Consider the following 20,650-nt stretch of genomic DNA (forward strand, 5'->3'; position numbering starts at 1 on the left):
AGCGGCTCTTGGTGCTCCACCCGGGCGGGCACCGGCACTCGCGCCGCCAAGCCCCGCTCAACCCCAACAGGATTTGAACGTCGCCTTGCCGAGACCGGCTCACAACCACGTACGCAGGTCGTCGATGTCGACCAGGGGCAGGCCCCAGCGGAGCGCGGAAGCCTCCAGATCGGCCGCGCCGGCCATCGTGCCGTCGCGGCGCATCACCTCGCAGCACACGCCCACCGGCGGCAGGCCCGCGGCCAGGCACAGGGCGACGGTCGACTCCGTGTGACCGGCGCGCTCCTGGAGCAGGCCCGGGCGGGAGGCGATCGGGATGACGTGGCCGGGTGCGGTGAAGTCGGCGGGGGTGGAGTCGGGGCGGGCGAGGTGGCGTACGGTGGCGGCGCGCTCTGCGGCGCTGACCCCGGTACCGGTGGCGGCGGCCAGGTCGACGGGCGTGTGGAAGGCCGTGCCGTGGCGGTCTCCCGTGCCCTGCAGTGCCGGGATCTCCAGCCGGTCGAGGACCTCGGGCGCGCACGGGACGCACGGGTAGCCGTACACCTCGGTCAGCAGGAACGTGAACGCGGCGGGACGCAGGTCCGCGCCGGCGAAGATGACGTCGCCCTCGGCCTCGCGCGCCGGGTCCCACACCATGACACCGCCGCCGGCGGCGAGCTGGCGTACCACCTTCTCCACCCCGACCCGGCCCGGCAGATGCCCGGCCCAGCCCAGCGCGGCGACCGCCTTGGCGACGTGCGCGCTCGCGGAGGCGGGGCCGCCCGCCGCCAGCCGGCTCACCAGGTCGGACTCCAGGTTGACGCGGTCGCCCACGGACAGCGCGGCCAGGGTCGTCCCGGCGAGCGTGGACGGGATCAGCGCCACCGAGAAGCGGTCCTTGACGACCTCGGCCACGGTCAGGCTCACGCCGTCGACCGCGATGGAGCCCTTGGCCATGACCTTGCCGATGAACCGGTCAGGCGGCCTGATCCACAGCCGCCGCCCCAGCCCTGGGTCGTCGTCGACGCGCACGACCTTGCCGACCCCGTCGACGTACCCCTGGACCAGGTGCCCGTCGAGCGGGTCGCCGACGGCGAGCGGCGTCTCCAGGTTCACCCGCCGTCCCGGCTCCCGCATCTCGTCGAACGTGGTGTCGAACGTGGTGCGGCGCCGGGTCTCGGTGCTGACCGACACCCTGATGAGGTCGTCCTCGACGTGCTCGGCGGTCAGCTGGACGCCCGCGACGTTCAGCGAGCCGCCCTTCGCCAGCCGTTCCGCGCTCTTGGCCGCCCGGATCTCGACGGCGTTCGCGCCGACGGACTCGATCAGGCCGATCTCGTGGATTCTGCCGGTGAACATGCCCTTCCCCTTCGCACAAGTGGCTGATGGCGTCAGGGACCCGGTCTTCGGAGTCCGAGAAGGGGCGGGGTATCACCGCATGGCTCCGGAATCGCACCGGATCGTTCCTCCGCGGGGAGGAACCGGCGGGCTGTCACCGCCGCACCTGGCTTCGCACCACCGTCCACGATAACCGCCCCGGCCGTACTGAGGAAGGGGCCTCTTCCACGCCGGGAAATGTCCGCTGAATGCCCTGCTTATTACCTGACATTATTTCGCGGCGCCCATTAGCGTTTCCAGAACAACGACGAGAGGATGTGCGAAATGAAACGGAAAGTCGCCGGAAGAATCGCCGTAGCCGCGGTCGGCGGGCTCGCGGCCCTCGTGGTCTCCGTCAGCCCCGCGCAGGCCAAGGAGGCGGCGGGCCACTGGTACGGGCCCTACTCCACGCAGGGCATCTGCGAATACTGGAGAAACGGCGTGCAGGCGGGCGGGACACAGACCCATCCCTGCTTCTATGACATCGGCTGGTATTTCTGGGCCGCGGCCTGATTCCGGCATCTCCGCGCTCGCCCCCCGGCTCCTGGTGCTCGTGCTCGGGCGGATCGTGATGGGGGTGGGCGCCGCCGGGTACTCGGACGCGTTCCTGGCCAGGACCGCGGTCGTCGTCCTGGCGACGATCGCCGCGTCGAGAATGCGGGTCAAGGCGCTTTTGTAGCATGGCCGGATGTTGCGCTTCCCGGTTGTGGCGGCCTTCTTACTGGTGCTCGCCACGGGTTGCACCACGGCCGCCGACCGACGGGCTCTGGTGTGGGTAGCGGCGCCGAGCTGCCCGGCTGGAAGTTGACCGGCGTCATCCGTGCGCTCTCCGGTGCGGGCGACGACCGTCACCTCGTCCTGAAGCGTCTCGATGCGCTCGCCGAGGTGGAGGACATGAAGGTGACGGTGGTCGTCGGCTTCAGGAAGCCGATGCAGGAGGACGACGTACGTCGATTGTGGGAGAAGGTCCCCGACGTGGCGCTGTTCTCACCGCCCGAGCCTGACGGCCTGCCGACGTCATGGGATTACTCCGGCTATTGCCACGCCCGCGGCTTCGACGACTGCGATCCCGATGTCCGTTCCTCCCTCACCTCGTCGTTCCGCCTGTGGACGAGCCTGCTGCGGGAATCCGACAGAGAGGCGCTGGCCGCGTTCGGCGTCGACCTGGACGACGTCCGCATGAGGGCGGAACAGGGTCTCTGGTACGGGATGATCACCACCGCGTGGCCCGAGGACGCGAAGGAGATCGTCGAGGACCCGCGGGTGGGCTTCTTCGCGATCGGGCAGGTGGCGCTCTGAGCTGACCCGCCTCAAGAGGCCGGCAGGCGCTGGACGACGACCTTGCCCTTGGCATGGCCCGCAGCGACGTGGTCGTACGCGGCGGCGGCGTCCGTCAGCGGGACGACGCGGTCGACGACGACCTCCAGGCCCGCCGCGGCCACCTTGGCGAGGCGGGCGGCGTCCGTCTCGTGGTGCACGAACGCGGCGCGCAGGCCGTGGGCGGCGGCGCGGTCCGCGTCCGGGGGGACGTTCAGGGCGAGCAGCAGGCCGCCGGGGACGAGGACGTCGAGGGAGGCGGTCTCCACGTCGCCGCCGATCGGGTCGATGACCACGTCCACCCGCGAGGCGCGCTCGCGGAAGTCGGTCGCGGTGTAGTCGATCACCTCGTGGGCGCCCAGCTTCCCAGCGAGCGAGGCGCCCGCCGGCGAGGTGGTGGTGAGGACGTGGGCGCCCGCCTTCCTGGCCAGTTGCAGGGCGAAGCCGCCCACTCCCCCGGCGCCGCCGTGGATCAGCACCCTCTGGCCGGGCCGGAGCCCGGCCACCTCGTGCACCGCCTGCCAGGCCGTCGCGGCGGCGGTCGCGAGCCCTGCGGCGAGGCCGAGCGGGAGCGCCGGCGGCGCGGCGGTGAGATGGGTGACGGGGACGGCGGCGTACTCGGCGACGGCCCCGCCCGCCGTCGGATCCGTACGGGCGAGCACCGCGTCGCCGACGCGCGGGCCGGTGACGCCCGGCCCGAGCCGGACGACGGTGCCGGCGAGGTCGGTGCCCACCACAGAGGGGAAGGTGACCGGGAAGAAGTCCTTGACGAGGCCGTGGCCGATCTTGACGTCCAGCGGGTTGAGCGCCGCCCCGGCGATCTCGACCAGGACCTCGCCTGGGCCGGGCTCCGGCCGGTGGATCTCGGTGACGACCGGGCGGACGCCGTACGCGGTGTACTGCAGTGCTTTCATGCGACTCACGCTCGCCTGGCCAGGGTCCTTACGGGAAGGCGGAGCTCACACTGGTGATGACGGCGCCTGTCTCCACCCCGGCCGTGGAGCGACAATGAAGGCATGGATCTGCAGGAGTTCGGGGCGTTCCTGAGGTCGCGGCGCGACCGCATCAAGCCGGGCGAGGTGGGGCTGCCGCCGGGGACGCGGCGCCGGGTGCCCGGGCTGCGCAGGGACGAGGTGGCGGTGCTGGCGGGGGCGTCCACCGACTACTACAACCAGCTGGAGCAGGGGCGCGGCGCGCAGCCGTCCGAGCAGATGGTGGCGGCGCTGGCCCGCGCGCTCCGGCTCACCGCCGACGAGCGCTCCCACCTCTACTTCCTCGCGGGACGCCCGGTGCCGCCGCGGCACAGCCTGTCCGCCCACGTGCACCCCGGCATGCTCGACCTCCTGGAACGCCTGCCCGCGACGCCCGCCGCGGTGATCACCGACCTGCACGCCGTCCTCGTCCAGAACCGCCTGGCCACCGCGCTCCTCGGCCCGATCCCGCCCGTTCAGGGCCGCGCGGCCAGCTTCGTCCACCGGTGGTTCACCGACCCGGACGCCCGCTCCCGCTACCACCCGGACGAGCACGATCATCAGTCGCGCGTGTTCGTCGCCGACCTGCGGGCCGTGGCGGCGCGGCGCGGCGGTGACGAGCAGGTGAGCGGGCTCATCGACGAGCTGCTCGCGACGAGCGCCGAGTTCGCCGGGCTGTGGGCGCGGCAGGAGGTGGCGGTACGCCGCGCCGACCGTAAGCGGCTCGTCCACCCCGAGCTGGGCGTCATCGAGCTCGACTGCCTCAGCCTGCTGAGCGAGGACGGGTCGCAGCGCCTGCTGTGGTTCACCGCTCCGGCCGGGGGCGACGCGGCCGAGAAGCTCGCCCTGCTCGACGTCCTCGGCAGCCAGGAGGTCGGAGCCTAGGCCAGGTCGACGGGACGGATGCGCAGCTTGGCGGCGATGCGGGCCAGCGCCTTCTGGTCGGCGGCGGTGAGCGGGTCGAGCACGAAGCGCCGCACCGAGCGTACGTGCGTGGGCGCGGCGGCGACGACCACCTCATAACCGGCGTCGGTGAGCGCGGCGATCGTGTAGCGGCCGTCCTCGGGGTCGGGCGAGCGCTCCACCCAGCCGCGCTGCTCGAAGCGCTTGACCACGTTGGACAGGCGCGAGAGCGAGCCGTTGGCCAGGTAGGCCAGCTCGCTCATGCGCAGGCGGCGGCCTGGTGCCTCGGAGATGTGGCTGAGCGCCAGGTATTCGAACAGGCTCAGGCCGGAGTCGTGCTGCAGGGGCGCCTCCAGCCTGCCGGGCAGCAGGAGGACGAGGGAGACGAGCCCGGTCCACGCCTCTTTCTCGTCCGGGGTCAGCCACAGCGGCTCGTCAGGGGTGCTGGCCATGAGGTTCAGCCTATCGGGGGATCGTCACTTCACGCTTGAAGTGAATAGGTGGTAGCTTTCACTTCAAGGATGAAGTAAATCAGTGAGGAGTCGTGATGAGTGAGCCGGAGTTCTTCGCCACCCCCGGGTACGGCGATCGGCAGCTGACCACCATGCACTACAACCAGGCGGTGCGCATCGGCGACCGGGTGGAGATCTCGGGGCAGGGCGGGTGGGACGACGACTTCCGCTTCCCCGAGTCCCTGGAGGACGAGATCGTGCGGGCCTTCGACAACGTGGAGCGGACCCTCGCCACGGCCGGCGCCACCTGGCGCGACGTCGTGGCGGTGGACTCGTACCACATTCCGGACTCGCCGGACTTCATCGGCGAGGTGCACAACCGGGTGATGGTGGAGCAGTTCCGCAAGCGCATGGGCGACCGCGCCCCCATCTGGACGGAGATCGGCGTCGCCGCACTCGGCGCCCCGAAGATGCGCGTCGAGATCCGCGCCACCGCCGTGGTCGGAAGCGGCGCCTGAGCGAGCTCATCGCGGGGGAGGCGGGGCTGCCGTATCGTACGCGTGCATGATCGGCTTACCCCGGCCCCTCGCCCTCGGGCTCACGGTCGTCGTGCTGCTCGGCGGGCTCGCCTCCGACGCGCGGCGCGCGGACGAGAGCTACTTCTGCGGTTTCGTCGGCGACACGGTGTCCTGCGGCACCCCCGAGCGCGACGCCGCCATGGCCGCCGCCGTCCTCACCCCCGACGAGGCCCTCTCCGTCGGCTGCCCACCGCTCTACGTGGGACGACAACCGGACTCCGGCGGGCCGCCGCAGGGCCCCCAGCCCGTGTACACCGCACGAGAGCCCGACCCGGCGCTCGCGGAACGGGTGGGCGTGGCATGGGAGCGGATCGAGCGGTGGCTGGCCGCGTACGCCTCGGCGTCCCTGCGCAAACTGCACGCCGGCGCCGAGCCCGAGCGGCTCGCGGCCTGGGAGCACCACGCGGGCCGCCTGCCCGACGACCTGTACGCCTCGTTCCTGCGCCACGACGGCGCGGACGGCAACCTCGGCGACGGCTTCAGGCTCCCCGGCGGGTACGGCCTGCTGGACGCCGGCGGCATGGCCTCGGTCAAGGCGTACAAGTGCCACGACCTCGTCATGGGCGGCGACCTGGCGAACGCCGATCCCGAGCGCGGCACCTGGCACGGCAGCCTGCTGCCCATCGGCACCGCCGCCACCGGCGGCGACCTGTTCGTCGAGCCGCGCACCGGGCGGGTGGGCGAGATCGCCGTACGCGAGAAGATCCGCTACGACGGCCCGATGAGCTTCCCCTCCCACGTGGCCCTGCTGGAGGCCCTGGCCACCGCACTGGAGAGCGGCACCCCGCTGGCGGGCACGTACCCGGCGGTGACGCGGGGCTGCGAGCTGCACTGGTCTGCCGAGAAGGCCCCGCTCCCGGGCGGCTGCGCGGGCCAGGCGACCCCGACACCCACGCCCACGCCCACGCCGACGCCGACGCCGACGCCGCAGTAGCCCACGAACGCGGAGAAGCGCGCCACCGGCTGCCTGCCCGCCCGCCGCGAACCGGTCGTCCGGGTCCCACCGGCCGCCGTGACGGCCGAGGTGAACGCCGCCTGGCGGCGCATCGAACGCTGGCTCAGGCGGCACGCGCCCGCCTCGACGACCCGAGCATGAGCCCGTACTACTGGCATGGCCGCCTGATCCCCATCGGCTACGACGGCACGGGCGGCACGCTGTTCATCGACCAGGAGAGCGGCCGCACCGGCAGCTATCACAACGAGGACGGCGTGCACACAGGCGAGTCGCACGTCTGGCCGTCGTACGGGGCCCTGCTCGAAGCGACCGCCCGCGCCCTGGAGCGGGGCGAGCCGGTGCGCGGGCTGCGTGCCGACGTCGAAGCCGGCCGGCTGGCCTGGCGGGCGGTGGATCAGGCGCGCAACGTGGAGCCGCGTTCGACCAGGGTGGGGGCGATGAGCTGCTTCAACGGGCGGGCGTTGCGGCCGCCCGCGATCTCCTCCAGGAGCAGGTCCACCGCGATGGTGCCGATCTCGTCGGCGGGCAGGCGCACGGTGGTCAGCGGCGGGGAGAGGAAGGCGGAGAAGGGGTGGTCGCCGAAGCCGATCACCATCATGTCGTCGGGCACCTTGAGCCCGTGCTCCTCCAGCGCGCGGTAGAGACCGAGCGCGAAGTAGTCGTTGCCGACCACGACCGCGTCGGGCAGCCGGGAGCGGCGCAGCATGCGGCGGGCCACCTGGTACGCCTGCTGCGGCTGCCACGGCAGCGCCACGTGCTCGTGCCGGCGGGTGGGGACCCGCATGATGCTGCCGCGCGGCACCGGCAGCCCCGCCTCCGCCATGGCGCGGCGGAAGCCGGCGATGCGGTGGTCGATGGTGGTGATGGGCAGGTCCTCTTCGAGCACCACGATCGAGCGGGCGCCACGGGCGATGGCGTGCGCGGCGGCGCGGTGGCCGCCCAGCTCGTTGTCGGTGCCGACGAAGCGGTAGCCCAGGTCGGGCAGGTCACGGTTGATCAGCACGGTCGGGACGCCGACCGAGCCGAGCCGCCGCCACGCGTCGGCCCCCGCCTGGACGGGCACCACGATCGACCCGCTGACCGAGGAGCGCAGCAGCGACTCGGCGGCGCGCATCTCGTGCTCCTCCGACTCCTCGGTCACCGTCAGCAGCAGCGAGTAGCCCTGGGCGCGGGCGCGCAGCTCGATGGTGGAGATGAGCTGCGCGTAGAAGGGGTTGGACGGGTTGGTGATGACCAGGCCGAACGTCATCGCGGAGCCCAGGACGAGCGACCTCGCCATGGAGTTGGGGACGTAGCCGACCCGTTCGGCCTCTGCGCGTACGCGGGCCCTGGTCTCCTCCCCTATGCCGTCCTTGCCGGAGAGGGCACGCGAGACGGTGTTGACGGAAAGGTTCAACGTCGCGGCGATGTCCCGCAGGGTGTGACGCCGAGCCCCAGCCATTCGCATGCCCTCTCTCGTTGGAACTCCGCTAGAAGTCCGCGGCCGTTCTCAGCTCTTGACCGTGAGATAGATGCGCAGTTTGGCGGACGGGTCGGCCCCCGTCACCGTGCCGCGCAACCGTAGCCATTGTCCGAAATGATCGACCGGCCATGTGACCAAACCGGGTTCTGTGATGACATGTTCTTCGCCGTCCAGGTCACACCAGGTCAGGCCGTCGGGCGAGATCTGGGTGACCAGCCGCACCTCGGCGTCGTCGCCGGACGTCGCCAGGGTGTGGACGAACCACCGCGCTTCGCCGGCCCACGCCACTTCGTAGGGCTCCGTCGCGAAGTCGGAAACGAACGTCGTGTCCCGTTCGAGGACCGCCGTCTGCACCTGCCGCATTACGTCACCACTCCGTGGAAATGAGGACCGAGTCAAGGAAGAGGAAGTTGCGGACCTTCGAGTGGGTCCGTACGGAGAAGTAGAAATTCAGGAGGTTCTCCAGAGAGTCGTACCGCTCCTTGTACGGCGGGACCGGGACGTCCGACATGTCCATGACCCGATCGTTGATCTGCAACTCGACGTTACGCCGGGCCTCGGTGTCGATGACCCAGCGCAGGTAATGCCAGTTGACCTTCGTCGGCACCTCGTTGTAGCAGAGTTCCTGCGGTTCACCGAACGGGTGCCAGTCATCGGGATTGGGCGCGGTGAAGTCGGCCCCGTACTTCAGCTTGATCTTGCCTTCGAGGTGCTCGCGCGGCGTCGGCTCGGGGACGCTCGGATAGACCCACTGCCGGGCGAGCTTGTTGTCCAGCGACGTGTTCAGGTAGCGGGCCACCGTGTGATAGCGCAGGCCGCCGTCGCCGCACAGGTCGGTCGCGACGGTGAAGCAGCCGAACTGCGCCTCGGAAGGGTGCAGGTTGCCGTCCCAGGTGACGTCGCCGAACTCGTCGCTCGCGCTGCCGTCGATGGTCGCCTCGGCCTTGTAGGTGAAGTACGCCTCGAGCTGCAGCAGGCCGCGCCCGCTCATGGTGAGCCGGCGGATGGCGGTGGCGGTGTGGCCCTGGTAGGGCCGGGTGGCGAGCTTGAGCGCGTACGAGCCGGTCATCGCGCCGTGGCTGCCGATGTCGAAGAACGTGCAGTTCGACAGCTGCGGGGGCCGGAAGTCCCGCATGTGGTCGTCGACCGTGGACAGGTCGCCGTTGCCGTTGTAGTTGCCCAGCAGCTCCGTCCAGCCGTGGGTGCCCGAATTGAAGTCGTCGTACGCGAGAATGCGCCGAAGCGGGTTGAACTTCGACAGCCTCGGATCCGCCGACAAAATGGCGGAGCGAAGTTCTGCGGCCAGGTCGGGCCGCTCCATCGTGGTCATTGCCGAATGCTCCTGAAAAGGTCTTGGCAAAAGAAAGTAGCGAATGCCTACGCCTGACCGATCGACCGGAGTGAGTCATGCGGTCGCAGTCGGACGTTAACGTTAATGTTTCGCGGCAGTCAACCCCGCCGCCTACCGTGCAGGGGGTGCGCCACCCCCTGCCGACAGTCGTTACGAACCGTTACGATGCCACGTTCATACAGGTCAAGACCCTAGAACCAGGTTCGGAAGAGCCGCATGAGCGGCAGGAGATGTCGGCGGGACCCTTGACGCTCAGGGCCGGTCACCCTAGCATCGGCGATCAATCGCATTAACGTTAATGTTCCCGGCGCGAAACCCGGCCGCCACACCGGTGACCGACGATCCGCCGCCTCCGCACCGCTCCCCCTCACGGCCGGACGGCCCCGCCGCCGGCCCCGCCCACCCTTCGAAACCCGAAAGCCCCCGCCATACGCCCACGGGCGTCGTGGCTCGATCAGGAGTTGCCTGTCGATGCTGAAACGGGATGCCGACCGACAGCGATCGGGCCGGCCATGACCGCGTACCTCATCCGGCGCACGCTCTTCGCCGTGTTCGTGTTGTGGGGCGCCGTCACCATCGTCTTCCTGGTGCTGCGGCTGGTGCCCGGCGACCCCGCCCTGCTCATCCTCGGCTCCGACGCCACACCGGTCGAGATCGCGGAGCTGCGCGAGCAGATGGGCCTCAACCAGCCCATGCTCGTGCAGTACGGGATCTACCTGGCCGACGTGGCCCGCTTCGACTTCGGCGACTCCTACCGCTACCACGCCGACGCGATGGGGCTGGTGCTGGACAGGTTCCCGCTCACCCTGCAGCTGGCCGTCGTGGCGATGGTGATCGGCATGGTGCTGGGCATCGCGCTCGGCGTCGTCGGCGCGCTGCGGGTGAACCGGCTGGCCGACCGCATCGTGTCGGTGTTCGCGCTGCTCGCCCAGTCGATGCCGTCGTTCTGGATCGGCATCATGTTCATCCTGGTCTTCGCCCGGCAGCTGCACATCTTCGCGAGCGGCGGTCACGGCGGGCTGGACAAGCTGATCATGCCGGGCATCACGCTGGCGCTGCCGCTGATCGCGATCCAGATCAGGCTGACCCGCAGCGGCCTGCTCGACGTCGTGCACGAGAACTACATCCAGACCGCGCGGGCCAAGGGCCTGTCGGAGCGGGTGGTCATCTTCCTGCACGCCATCCGCAACGCGATCATCCCGATCGTGACGGTGGCCGGCCTGGAGTTCGGCAAGCTGCTCGGCGGCGCGGTCATCGTCGAGACGGTCTTCTCCTGGCCCGGCGTCGGGCGGCTGCTCATCGACTCCATCTCGGCCCGCGACTACAACGTCGTGCAGGCCTCGATCCTGCTGATCGCCGGCGGGTTCGTCCTGATCAACCTGGTCGTGGACGTCCTGTACGGCTACCTCGACCCGCGCATCCGGCTGGGACGGTGACCATGGACAGGCCAATGGACCAGGTGCTCGCCGACGGCCCGATCGCGCCGGCGGACACGCCCGCGCCCCGCCCCGGCAAGACCCGGGTGAAGCTCGGACGGCTGCGCATCATCGTCTCGCTGTCGGTGATCGGCTTCTACGTGCTCGCCGCCATCGTGGGCCCGATCCTGCTGAAGTACGACTCGGTCGCGACGAACCTGAGCGCCCGGCTGAAACCGCCCGGCACCACGCTGCCGAACGGCCAGCTCGCCCTCTTCGGCACCGACCAGGTCGGCCAGGACGTGCTCGCCCAGATGATGCAGGGCGCGCGGGTGTCGATCACCGTCGGCGTGGCCACGCTGGTGCTGGCCGGCGTCATCGGCGTCGCCGCCGGCATCGCGGCGGGCTATTTCGGCGGCTGGCTCGACATGGTGCTCATGCGCCTCGCCGACGTGCAGCTCACGTTCCCGTCGATCCTGCTCGCCATCCTCATCGCGGCGATCCTCGGGCCGAGCGTGGTGAACGTCGTCATCGTCCTGTCCATCTCGAACTGGGTGACGTTCGCGCGGGTGACCCGCAGCCAGGTGCTCGGGCTCAAGAACAGGGACTTCGTGGACGCCACCCGCACGCTCGGCGCGCGGACCTGGCACCTGCTGACCCGCAGCATCCTGCCGTCGATGATCGCGCCGATCCTGGTGGTCGCCACCGTCGAGCTCGGCCACGTGATCCTGGCCGAGGCGTCACTGAGCTTCCTGGGCCTCGGCACCCCGGCCAGCACGCCGAGCTGGGGCATGACGATCGCCAACGGCCGGGACTACCTGTCCAACGCGTGGTGGATCTCCACGATCCCCGGCATCGCCCTGGCCGTGCTGGTCATCAGCTTCGGCGTGCTGGGCGACGCCCTGCGCGACCGGTTCGACCCGCGGCTGAGGAGCATGTGATGGCCGACCCCCTGCTGTCGGTGCAGGACCTGACCGTACGGTTCCGCACCAGGGCGGGCACGATCACCGCCGTCGACAAGGTGAGCTTCGACCTCGCCGAGGGCGAGACGCTGGCCATCCTGGGCGAGACGGGCAGCGGCAAGAGCGTCACCGCCCAGGCCCTGATGGGGCTGGTGCCGCGCCCGGCGGGCGAGGTCGCCGGCGGCCGGATCGTCTACGCGGGCCGGGACCTGCTGGCCCTGCCCCGCTCGGAGACCCGCAAGCTCAACGGCACCGACCTCGCCATGGTCTTCCAGGACCCGCTCAGCTCGCTCAACCCGGTCTTCCGGGTCGGCGCGCAGATCGGCGAGCTGTTCCGGCGCCGCCAGGGCCTGTCCAGGGCCGAGGCGCGGCGCAAGGCGATCGAGCTGATGGACCGGGTGGGCATCCCGGCGCCCGACCACCGCGTGGACGACTACCCGCACCAGTTCTCCGGCGGCATGCGGCAGCGGGTGATGATCGCGATGGCGATCGCGCTGAAGCCGCGCGTGCTCATCGCCGACGAGCCCACCACCGCCCTCGACGTCACCGTCCAGGCCCAGGTCATGGCGCTGCTCGCGGAGCTGAAGGCGGAGCACCGCATGGCGATGATCCTCATCAGCCACGACCTCGGCGTGGTGGCCGGCGTCGCGGACCGGGTGCAGCTCATGTACGCCGGCCGGGTGGTCGAGACCGGCGACCTGCGGGAGGTCTACGAGACGACCGGGCACCCGTACACGCGGGGCCTGATGGCCTCGATCCCCGAGCTGGACGGCCCGCGCGAGCGCCTGACGCCCATCAAGGGCTCGCCGCCCGACCTGACCCGGCTGCCGTCGGGCTGCGCGTTCCTGCCCCGGTGCGGCTTCGCCACCGACCTCTGCGGCGCCGACCGGCCCGAGCTGGCGCCGGTGCCGGGCCGCCCCACTGCGCACCGCGCCGCCTGCCACCACGCGAAGGAGGTCGTCACCGATGTCGTCACCGGCTGAGCCGCTGCTGTCGGTCAAGGACCTGCACACCAGCTTCCCCGTACGCTCCTCCCTGCTGCGCCGCAAGATCGGCGCCGTGCACGCCGTGTCGGGCGTCTCGTTCGACCTGCCCAAGGGCCGTACGCTCGGGCTGGTCGGCGAGTCCGGCTCGGGCAAGACGACGCTGGCGCGCACGGTCATCGGCCTCGCGCCGCCGGAGTCGGGCCAGGTGCTGTTCGACGGCCAGGACCTGCTGACCCTCTCGGGCGACGAGCTGCGACAGGTGCGCAGGCAGATCCAGATGATCTTCCAGGATCCGTACGCGTCGCTGAACCCCCGCCTCACCGTCGAGCAGATCATCAGCGAGGCCTGGCTGGTCAACCCCGGCGTGCTGCCCCGCGACAAGTGGGCGTCCGAGGCGCGCGAGCTGCTGGTCAGAGTCGGGCTGAACCCGGACCACGCCGACCGCTACCCCCACCAGTTCTCCGGCGGGCAGCGCCAGCGGGTCGGCATCGCGCGGGCGCTCGCGCTGCGGCCCCGGCTGGTGATCTGCGACGAGGCGGTCTCCGCGCTGGACGTCTCGGTGCAGGCGCAGGTGCTGAACCTGCTCGTCGACCTGCAGCAGGAGATGGGGCTCAGCTACCTGTTCATCGCCCACGACCTGTCGGTGGTGCGGCACATCAGTGACGAGGTGGCGGTGATGTACCTCGGCAAGGTGGTCGAGCGGGGGACGACGGAGGAGATCTTCGCCGCCCCCGAGCACCCGTACACGCAGGCGTTGCTGTCAGCCGTGCCGGTGACCAGGCCGTGGGCCGCGCCGCCTCGGGAGCAGATCATCCTCACCGGCGACATCCCGTCACCGGTGTCGCCGCCGTCCGGCTGCCGGTTCCGTACGCGGTGCTGGAAGGCGCAGGAGCGGTGCGCCACGGAGGAGCCGGCGCTCACCGACCGGCTGAGCGCGCACGTCTCCGCCTGCCACTTCCCCGAGCTGCCCGCGGCCTCGGCAGGTGCCCGATGACCGCCCCCGTACGCCTGGTGCTGGTCCGCCACGGCGAGTCGCACTGGAACGTCGAGGAGCGCTACCAGGGCCAGGCCGACTCCGGGCTCACCGGCACCGGAAGAGAGCAGGCCGAGGTGGCCGCGGCGGCGCTGCTCGCCCGCTTCCCGAAGCCCGACCTGGTCGTCTCCAGCGACCTGCCGAGGGCGTGGGACACCGCGCAGGCGTACCTGCGCCACCTCGACATGGAGGCCGAGAAGGACGCCCGGCTGCGCGAGGCCGACATCGGCACCTGGGTCGGCCGCACGTTCACCGAGATCGCCGCAGAGCACCCGGACGTCCTCGCCGAGGCCGCGCGCGGCGGCGACCCGCGCAGGGGCGGCGGCGAGACCTTCGCCGACCTGCGCCGGCGCGTGTGGGCCGCGCTCGTCGACGCCGCCGCCAAGGCCGGACCCGGCGCGACCGTCATCGTGTTCTGCCACGGCGGGCCCATCAGGGTCGCCGCGGCCGCCGCGCTGGGCCTGCCCGAGCCGGGCCACCTCAGCTTCGCCCCGCCGGTGAACACCTCGCTGACGGTCATCGGCTACGCGGGCGAGCGGGGCAACGCGGTGGCCGAGTACAACGCGCCGACCGCGTGGGCGGCGCACGCCACGCGTACCGACTGATCGGAAGGACCTTCCCAGCATGCTGACCGGATCGTTCACCTTCGTCGCGATGACCTACAACCTGTGGGGCGACGCGCACCTGGAGCAGCGAGAGCCGGCGATCCGCGACCTGTTCGCCACCCGGCCGCCCGACCTGCTCGCGACCCAGGAGCTGCGCCCCCGCTCGCGCGCGGTGGTGGACGAGATGCTGCCGGGCCACGCGCGGGTGCACGACGACTTCCCCGGCTGGGGCACGCAGAGCAACCTGTGGTGGCGGGAGGAGCTGTTCGAGCTCGTCGAGTACGGCACCCGCGACGTCGGCATCCTCGCCGAGCACGCCGAGCTGTTCTGGGTGCGGCTGCGGCCGAGGACCGCCGGCGCCGAGCCGCTGGTGTTCTCCACCGCGCACCTGACCTGGCCAGGCCACCCCCAGGAGCGGGCCGACGGCCGCAACCTGCGCGCCGGCCAGGCCGAGCGGGTGGTCGCGGCGCTCGACGAGATCGCCGGAGACGCGGCCTGCCTGTTCACGGTGGACATCAACGACATCGGAGCGCCGCTGTGGGCGCTCGGCAACGGCGGCTTCCTCGACTCGTTCACCGCGCTCGGCCGCACCTCGCCGGTCACCCACCCCGTCTCGCCGATGCCGTGGGTCGCCGAGCGCGGGACACGGCTTTCACCGCTGATGTCACCGTCGAAGGCCATCGACTGGATCTTCTCCCGTGGCCCCGTGGTCACCAGGGCCAGCGAGGTCGTCGACTTCTTCTCCGCCGGGAACGCGCCGTCGGACCACAAGCCCGTCGCGGCGACCTTCACCCTGTCGCCCGCCGCGGCTGTAGCCAGAACGAAATGAAGGAGAGAGGCAATGATCTCACGATCCCGGGCCATGGGCTGTCTCGTCGCAGCCGCCCTGGCGCTCGGCCTCGCGGCCTGCGGCGGCTCCGGCGGCACCGGTGACTCCGCCGGCGGCGAGCAGGTGCTGCGCTACGCGCCGCAGCTGTTCCCCGTCTCGCTGGACGTCCAGCAGTACCCGGCGGAGGAGGCGGTGCAGACCACGGTCCAGCAGAGCCTCGAGACGCTGACCGTCATGAAGGACGGCAAGCCGGAGCCGAAGCTCGCCACGTCGTGGGAGAGCCCCGACGACAAGACCTGGGTGTTCCACCTGCGCGAAGGGGTGACCTTCACCGACGGCACCCCGTTCACCGCCAAGGACGTCAAGGGCTCGGTCCAGCGGCTGATCGACCTCAAGGGCTCGCTGACCCCGCTGCTCACCGGCATCGAGGAGATCGAGGCCACCGACGACCACACGGTGACGTTCAAGACCTCGTCGCCGCTCGGCACCCTGCCCAGCACGCTGTCCCTGGTCTTCATCGGCCAGGGCGACAAGGTGACCAGCGACGCGTACTGGCAGAAGCCCATCGGCACCGGGCCGTTCGTGTTCGACTCCTTCAGCCCCGACGACAAGGTCGTGCTCACCCGCAACGACAAGTACTGGGGCGCCAAGGCCAAGGTGAACCGGCTGGAGATCCTCAACATGCCGGAGGTCTCGGCCAGGATCACCGCGCTGAACAACGACGAGGTGGACGTGCTGGCCGCGATCCCGCCGGACCAGGTGCCCGAGGTGCAGGACGTGCCCGGCATCGCGTACGGCAACGGCCCCAGCTACAACTACTACTTCCTGTGGTTCAACCAGAACAACAAGCCGTTCGACAACGTCAAGGTCCGCCAGGCCATGCTGCACGCGGTGGACGTGAAGAGCATCGTCGGCGACCTGTTCGGCGACCTCGGCGCGGTCGGCCAGGCGCCGATCACGCAGGCGGTCTTCGGGGCGGCGCAGCTGGAGCCGTACTCGTACGACCCTGAGCTGGCGAAGAAGCTGCTCGCCGAGGCCGGCTACCCGCAGGGCATCACGACCACGGTCCAGTGGCCGCTGGAGGGCGGGCCGAACATCAGGCCCATGGCGCAGGCGTTCATCTCGGCCTGGGAGAAGGTCGGCATCAAGGTGCAGCCGCAGGAGAAGGAGCGGGCGACCTGGCTGAAGGACCTCAACTCCCTCAACTGGGACATGAACCTGCAGACCAACACCACCGGCACCGGCGACGCCGACTTCACCCTCAACCGCCTCTACAACTGCGACGCCAAGCGCATGGGCTACTGCAACAAGGACCTGGACAAGGTGCTCGGCAAGGCGCGCGAGTCGCTCGACCAGGAGGAGCGCAAGACCCTGTACGCCCAGGCCGCCAAGATCATCTGGGATGACGCGGTCGGCCTCTACCCGGTGGACCTCAAGAACAACTACGCCGTCCGCGACGACGTCAAGGGCCTGGAGATGCCGGCCAGCGGACGGCCGGACTTCTCGCAGGTATCCGTCGGCTGACCTTCCCCATCTTGGAGACCCCCCATGCCTCGTAAGCGTTCCCTCCTGATCGCCGGCCTGGCCGCCGCGGTGACCCTGTCGGTGCAGCCGACGGCGGCGCAGGCCGCGCTCCCCGAGCCGGCCCGCAGCGCGTGCCGCAACGCCGCGACCGTGCCGGTCGAGACCGGCGCCGCCTTCAACGACCCGGTCGCGGGCACCGCTACCGCCGTCGTGGAGCGCCTCTGCTCGCTCATCAAGCAGGCGCCCGCCGGATCGTCCATCGAGATCGCCGAGTTCGTCATCTCGGGCGACGCCGGCGCCGACTACGTGGCCGTGCTGCTCGACGCCTACCGCCGCGGCGTCGAGGTGCGCATGGTCATCGACGGCTACCAGATCGACAACCCGGCCGCGCAGGAGCTGATCACCACGCTCGGCACCGACAAGTCGGCCACGTCGTGGGTGCACGTCTGCGGCCACCTGAGCCCGGAGGGCAACACCTCCTCCTGCCAGGGCACCAAGGGCATGCACAACAAGTTCTCGCTGTTCTCGGAGACCGGCGGCCGGCGCGACGTCGTCGTCCAGGCGTCCAACAACATCACCGACGTCAACTCCACCAGTTACTGGAACAACCTGGTCGTGCTGCCCGGCAACCGGGGGCTCTTCCAGGGCTACGGGAAGTACTTCGACGACCTGGCCGCCGAGGTACAGAACCCCGACTACGACACCACGGTCGTCACCGGCGGGCCGGCCGGCAAGGTCACCGCCCAGTTCTACCCGGTCGCCGACCGCGACCCGATCGCGCAGCGGCTCGCCGAGGTCGGCTGCAAGACCGAGGGCCGCACCAGCGTCGAGATCGGCCAGTCCGAGTGGGACGGCACCCGCCTGGCCATCGTGGACGAGCTGGCGAAGCTGGTGGCGGCGGGCTGCGAGGTGCGGGTGGTGCACGGGCTCGCCGACGCCGAGGTCACCGCCGCGCTGGACGCCGCCGGCGTGCAGCGGCGGGTGCTCGACGGCAAGACGCCCGCCGGCCGCATCCACTCCAAGTACATGGTGGTCACCGACTCGACCGGCCCCGGTTCCGGCCGAGGCTGGGTGCTGACCGGCAGCCACAACTTCAACGCCACCTCGCTGCGGCGCAACGACGAGGCGATGGTCGAGCTGTCCGAGCGCGGCGTCGTCGCGGCGTACGCGGCCAACTTCGCCCGGCTGTGGGAGGCCGGGGTGACGCCGCAAGCCTGAGCGTGCCCGCCGGCTCGTTCCGCCGCCCCCTCCCGGCGGGACGAGCCGCGGCGGGGTCAGCGGCCGTAGGCTTCGAGCAGCCGCAGCCAGACCTCGCTGACCGTGGGGTACGACGGGATCGCGTGCCAGAGCCGGTCCAGCGGCACCTCGCCGACGATCGCGATGGTGGCGGCGTGCAGCAGCTCGGCGACGTCCGGCCCGACGAGGGTGAAGCCGACGATCACCTTGCGGTCCTCGTCGACGACCATGCGGGCCTGGCCCCTGAACCCCTCGGCGTGCAGCGCGGAGCCGGCGACGGCGCCGAGGTCGTAGTCGATGACGCGGGTCCTGATGCCGGCCGCCTCCGCGGCGGCGGCGGTGAGGCCCACGGAGGCGATCTCCGGCTCGGTGAAGATCACCTGAGGCACGGCGCGCTCGTCGGCGGTGGCGGCGTGCCGGCCCCAGCGGCCGTCCTCGACCCGCTCGCCCTTCGCCCTGGCCACGATGGCGTCGCCGACCGCGCGGGCCTGGTACTTGCCCTGGTGGGTGAGCAGGACGCGGCGGTTGACGTCGCCTGCCGCATAGAGCCAGCCGTCCCCGACCGGGGTGCCGCCGGCGCCGAGGACGCGCAGCGTGTCGTCCACGGTGAGCCAGGAGCCCGGTGTCAGGCCGACGGTGTCCAGCCCGATGTCCTGCGTGTTGGGGACGCGGCCGGTCGCGACGAGCACCTCGTCGGCCTCGACCTGCTCGCCGTCGGTGAGGGTGAGGTGCACCTTGCCGTCGCCGTCGCGCTTGACGGAGGCGGTCTCCGCGCCGATCCGTACGGAGACGCCCGCCTCGCGCAGCGCCTCGGCCACCCGCTCACCGGCGAACGGCTCGGCGTGGGGCAGCACGCCGTCACGGGCCAGCACCGTCACCGACGAGCCGAACGCGGCGAACGCGGTGGCCAGCTCCGACGCCACGACACCGGCGCCGATGATCGCGAGCCTGCCCGGCACGGCGCTCGCGGCGACGGCCTCGCGGCTCGTCCACGGGGACGACTCGCGCAGGCCGGGAATGTCGGGGACCAGCGCGCCGCTGCCGGTCGCGACGACGACGGCGTGCCGCGCGGTCAGCGTCGTGACGGTGCCGTCGCCGCGCACCTCGACGGTCTTCTCCCCGGTGATCCTGCCCTGCCCGCGATGGAGCGCGATGCCGGCCTGGCCGAGCCAGGCCACCTGGCCGTCGTCCTGCCAGTTGGAGGCGAAGGAGTCACGGCGGCGCAGGACGGCGGCCACGTCGAGGTCGCCGGTCACCGCCTCGCGTGCCCCCGGCACCTGCCGGGCCGCCCTGAGTGCAGCGGCGCTGCGCAGCAGCGCCTTGGTGGGCATGCACGCCCAGTAGGAGCACTCGCCGCCGACCAGTTCGCGCTCGACGATGGCGGCGGTCAGCCCGCCCTGGACGACGCGGTCGGCCACGTTCTCCCCTACCGGGCCCGCGCCGATGACGATGACGTCGTACGTGGTGGTGGTGTCCATGTCACTTTCCCTTCGCGGCGCGGCCGAGGCGCAGGGCGGAGATCAGGAAGAAGATGCCGCCGAGGACGGCGTAACCCGCGATGTTGGTGAGCATCGGGTTCGGCGCGGCGGCGCCCATGAAGAACGAGGCGCCGGCCAGGACGGAGATGCCGCCGCTGAGGATCATCGGCCACTGGCCGCCCATCTTGCGCCGGACGACGCCCACGACGAGCTGGACGATCCCGGAGACGATGGCCCAGACACCCCACACCCGCAGGATTCCGGGGACGCCGGCGGTGCCGGCGACGCCCAGGCCGATGGCGGCCAGGGTGCTGATGGCGATGTTGACGTACAGGCCGTAGGGGGTGCCCGCGGCCTTGGACGAGCGGGCGTCCACGATGGCCGCGCCCACGTCGAACAGCGGGTAGATGACGACGAGGGCGATGCCGAACGGGCCGAGCTGGGAGGCGGTGGCGAACACCAGGCCGGCCCAGACGAGCTGGAAGGCGAAGCGCACGAAGTAGAGCTTGCGCAGGGCCTGGGCGACGCTGCTGGTGGTGGCGGGCGTGTCGACGGTGGTCACGATGATCCTTTCAGGGGGTCGGATGGGAGAGGCGGCCGGGCCGGTGGGTCCGTCACGGCCCGGCCGCCGGCTTCATGCGACGGTCGCGTCCACGGTGACCGGGATGTTGCCGCGCGTGGCGTTGGAGTAAGGGCAGATCGCGTGGGCGGCCTCGACGAGCTGGTCGGCCACCTCCTGCTCGATGCCGGACAGCTCGGCGTGCAGGGCGGCGCTGAGCGTGAACCCGCCCTCCGGGGTCGGGTGCACCTGCACCTCGGCGATCACGGCGGAGTCGGTCACCGGGGTCTTCCGCTGCGCGGCGACGGCCTTGAGCGCCGAGTGGAAGCACGAGGCCCAGCCGGCCGCGAACAGCTGCTCCGGGTTGGTGGCGCCGCCGGGGCCGCCCATCTCCTTCGGGATGGCCAGGGTGACGTCGAGCAGGCCGTCGCTGGTCCTTGCCTGTCCTCCCGCCCTGCCGTCGCCGGTGGAGGTGGCGATGCCGGTGTAAAGGGTGTCGCTCATGGTGTGCCTCGGATTTCGGTAGACCGAACGTTCTATCTCCCACATCATGCACCCCGGGGAGCCGAGACGTCAAGACCGAACGTTCTACTTCTCTGGAAGTGGCCGCGCGCGACGTCCAGGCCGCCGCGCCCGGGCAGTCTGGCGCAATGTTTACCGAGGTCAGGCATCGAGGAC

The 20,650-nt window shown here is 71.1% G+C and carries 23 protein-coding genes; 14 read left to right on the plus strand and 9 right to left on the minus strand.

What is annotated here, in order from left to right:
* Positions 1-99: 99 nt before the first annotated feature.
* Positions 100-1,338 (minus strand): riboflavin synthase, encoded by a 1,239-nt coding sequence (locus AB0K28_RS11120; protein ID WP_364367918.1) that lies wholly within the window; start codon positions 1,336-1,338, stop codon positions 100-102.
* A gap of 303 nt (positions 1,339-1,641) precedes the next feature.
* Between AB0K28_RS11120 and AB0K28_RS11125 the strand changes: the two genes are divergently transcribed.
* The 3 genes from AB0K28_RS11125 to AB0K28_RS11135 all read left to right on the plus strand — a co-directional run bounded on the left by AB0K28_RS11125 (position 1,642) and on the right by AB0K28_RS11135 (position 2,655).
* Positions 1,642-1,869 (plus strand): hypothetical protein, encoded by a 228-nt coding sequence (locus AB0K28_RS11125; protein ID WP_345392763.1) that lies wholly within the window; start codon positions 1,642-1,644, stop codon positions 1,867-1,869.
* A gap of 40 nt (positions 1,870-1,909) precedes the next feature.
* Positions 1,910-2,035 (plus strand): hypothetical protein, encoded by a 126-nt coding sequence (locus tag AB0K28_RS11130; protein WP_345392766.1) that lies wholly within the window; start codon positions 1,910-1,912, stop codon positions 2,033-2,035.
* 92 nt (positions 2,036-2,127) lie between these two features.
* Positions 2,128-2,655: a hypothetical protein gene (locus tag AB0K28_RS11135; protein ID WP_364367921.1), complete on the plus strand. Its 528-nt coding sequence runs from the start codon at positions 2,128-2,130 to the stop codon at positions 2,653-2,655.
* An 11-nt stretch (positions 2,656-2,666) separates the two neighbouring features.
* Here the strand turns inward: AB0K28_RS11135 and AB0K28_RS11140 are convergent, their stop codons facing one another.
* Positions 2,667-3,587 (minus strand): NADP-dependent oxidoreductase, encoded by a 921-nt coding sequence (locus tag AB0K28_RS11140; RefSeq protein ID WP_364367924.1) that lies wholly within the window; start codon positions 3,585-3,587, stop codon positions 2,667-2,669.
* Between the two features lie 102 nt (positions 3,588-3,689).
* Here AB0K28_RS11140 and AB0K28_RS11145 point away from each other — a divergent pair, with 102 nt between their 5' ends.
* Positions 3,690-4,529 (plus strand): helix-turn-helix transcriptional regulator, encoded by an 840-nt coding sequence (locus AB0K28_RS11145; protein WP_364367927.1) that lies wholly within the window; start codon positions 3,690-3,692, stop codon positions 4,527-4,529.
* Here the strand turns inward: AB0K28_RS11145 and AB0K28_RS11150 are convergent.
* On the minus strand, positions 4,526-4,999 hold the full coding sequence (locus tag AB0K28_RS11150; RefSeq protein WP_345392775.1) for a MarR family transcriptional regulator: 474 nt from the start codon (positions 4,997-4,999) through the stop codon (positions 4,526-4,528). The genes AB0K28_RS11145 and AB0K28_RS11150 overlap by 4 nt on opposite strands.
* A gap of 95 nt (positions 5,000-5,094) precedes the next feature.
* Between AB0K28_RS11150 and AB0K28_RS11155 the strand changes: the two genes are divergently transcribed.
* Positions 5,095-5,517, plus strand: coding sequence for a Rid family hydrolase (locus tag AB0K28_RS11155; protein ID WP_364367930.1), 423 nt, complete (start codon positions 5,095-5,097; stop codon positions 5,515-5,517).
* Between the two features lie 46 nt (positions 5,518-5,563).
* Entirely contained in the window at positions 5,564-6,511 is a 948-nt protein-coding gene (locus AB0K28_RS11160; protein WP_364367933.1) for a hypothetical protein, read from the plus strand.
* Between the two features lie 415 nt (positions 6,512-6,926).
* Here AB0K28_RS11160 and AB0K28_RS11165 read toward each other — a convergent pair whose 3' ends face one another.
* Genes AB0K28_RS11165 through AB0K28_RS11175 form a run of 3 tightly spaced genes read right to left on the minus strand, consistent with a single transcriptional unit; the run spans position 6,927 to position 9,324 of the window.
* Entirely contained in the window at positions 6,927-7,979 is a 1,053-nt protein-coding gene (locus AB0K28_RS11165; protein ID WP_364367936.1) for a LacI family DNA-binding transcriptional regulator, read from the minus strand.
* 42 nt (positions 7,980-8,021) lie between these two features.
* Entirely contained in the window at positions 8,022-8,357 is a 336-nt protein-coding gene (locus AB0K28_RS11170; protein WP_364367939.1) for a hypothetical protein, read from the minus strand.
* Positions 8,358-8,361: 4 nt separating this feature from the next.
* Positions 8,362-9,324 carry a DUF6772 family protein gene (locus AB0K28_RS11175; protein ID WP_345392790.1) on the minus strand — a complete coding sequence of 321 codons (963 nt, stop codon included), beginning with the start codon at positions 9,322-9,324 and terminating at the stop codon, positions 8,362-8,364.
* Positions 9,325-9,857: 533 nt separating this feature from the next.
* Between AB0K28_RS11175 and nikB the strand changes: the two genes are divergently transcribed.
* Genes nikB through AB0K28_RS11215 form a run of 8 tightly spaced genes read left to right on the plus strand, consistent with a single transcriptional unit; the run spans position 9,858 to position 17,917 of the window.
* Positions 9,858-10,781, plus strand: coding sequence for a nickel ABC transporter permease (gene nikB, locus AB0K28_RS11180; RefSeq protein ID WP_345392793.1), 924 nt, complete (start codon positions 9,858-9,860; stop codon positions 10,779-10,781).
* 2 nt (positions 10,782-10,783) lie between these two features.
* Positions 10,784-11,701: an ABC transporter permease gene (locus AB0K28_RS11185; protein WP_345392796.1), complete on the plus strand. Its 918-nt coding sequence runs from the start codon at positions 10,784-10,786 to the stop codon at positions 11,699-11,701.
* Entirely contained in the window at positions 11,701-12,705 is a 1,005-nt protein-coding gene (locus AB0K28_RS11190) for an ABC transporter ATP-binding protein (protein WP_364367944.1), read from the plus strand. The genes AB0K28_RS11185 and AB0K28_RS11190 overlap by 1 nt, the downstream gene beginning before the upstream one ends.
* The gene (locus AB0K28_RS11195) at positions 12,689-13,702 is read left to right on the plus strand and encodes a dipeptide ABC transporter ATP-binding protein (protein ID WP_364367947.1); all 1,014 of its coding nucleotides are present in this window, start codon (positions 12,689-12,691) and stop codon (positions 13,700-13,702) included. The genes AB0K28_RS11190 and AB0K28_RS11195 overlap by 17 nt, the downstream gene beginning before the upstream one ends.
* Positions 13,699-14,346: a histidine phosphatase family protein gene (locus AB0K28_RS11200; RefSeq protein WP_364367950.1), complete on the plus strand. Its 648-nt coding sequence runs from the start codon at positions 13,699-13,701 to the stop codon at positions 14,344-14,346. The genes AB0K28_RS11195 and AB0K28_RS11200 overlap by 4 nt, the downstream gene beginning before the upstream one ends.
* 19 nt (positions 14,347-14,365) lie before the next feature.
* The gene (locus AB0K28_RS11205; protein WP_364367953.1) at positions 14,366-15,175 is read left to right on the plus strand and encodes an endonuclease/exonuclease/phosphatase family protein; all 810 of its coding nucleotides are present in this window, start codon (positions 14,366-14,368) and stop codon (positions 15,173-15,175) included.
* A 12-nt stretch (positions 15,176-15,187) separates the two neighbouring features.
* Positions 15,188-16,699 carry an ABC transporter substrate-binding protein gene (locus AB0K28_RS11210; RefSeq protein ID WP_345392808.1) on the plus strand — a complete coding sequence of 504 codons (1,512 nt, stop codon included), beginning with the start codon at positions 15,188-15,190 and terminating at the stop codon, positions 16,697-16,699.
* Between the two features lie 24 nt (positions 16,700-16,723).
* Positions 16,724-17,917, plus strand: a complete 1,194-nt coding sequence (locus AB0K28_RS11215; protein WP_364367956.1) for a phospholipase D-like domain-containing protein — start codon at positions 16,724-16,726, stop codon at positions 17,915-17,917.
* A 56-nt stretch (positions 17,918-17,973) separates the two neighbouring features.
* Here AB0K28_RS11215 and AB0K28_RS11220 read toward each other — a convergent pair whose 3' ends face one another.
* The 3 genes from AB0K28_RS11220 to AB0K28_RS11230 form a co-directional block, all read right to left on the minus strand.
* Complete coding sequence (locus AB0K28_RS11220; RefSeq protein ID WP_364367959.1) at positions 17,974-19,413, minus strand: NAD(P)/FAD-dependent oxidoreductase; 1,440 nt, start codon at positions 19,411-19,413, stop codon at positions 17,974-17,976.
* A 1-nt stretch (position 19,414) separates the two neighbouring features.
* Positions 19,415-19,975 (minus strand): hypothetical protein, encoded by a 561-nt coding sequence (locus AB0K28_RS11225; protein WP_364367962.1) that lies wholly within the window; start codon positions 19,973-19,975, stop codon positions 19,415-19,417.
* Between the two features lie 72 nt (positions 19,976-20,047).
* A complete protein-coding gene (locus AB0K28_RS11230) occupies positions 20,048-20,476 on the minus strand; it encodes an organic hydroperoxide resistance protein (RefSeq protein WP_345392820.1) in 429 nt (142 codons plus the stop codon).
* Between the last annotated feature and the right edge of the window lie 174 nt (positions 20,477-20,650).

The organism is Nonomuraea sp. NPDC049504 (assembly GCF_040676845.1).
Classification (GTDB): Bacteria; Actinomycetota; Actinomycetes; order Streptosporangiales; family Streptosporangiaceae; genus Nonomuraea; species Nonomuraea salmonea.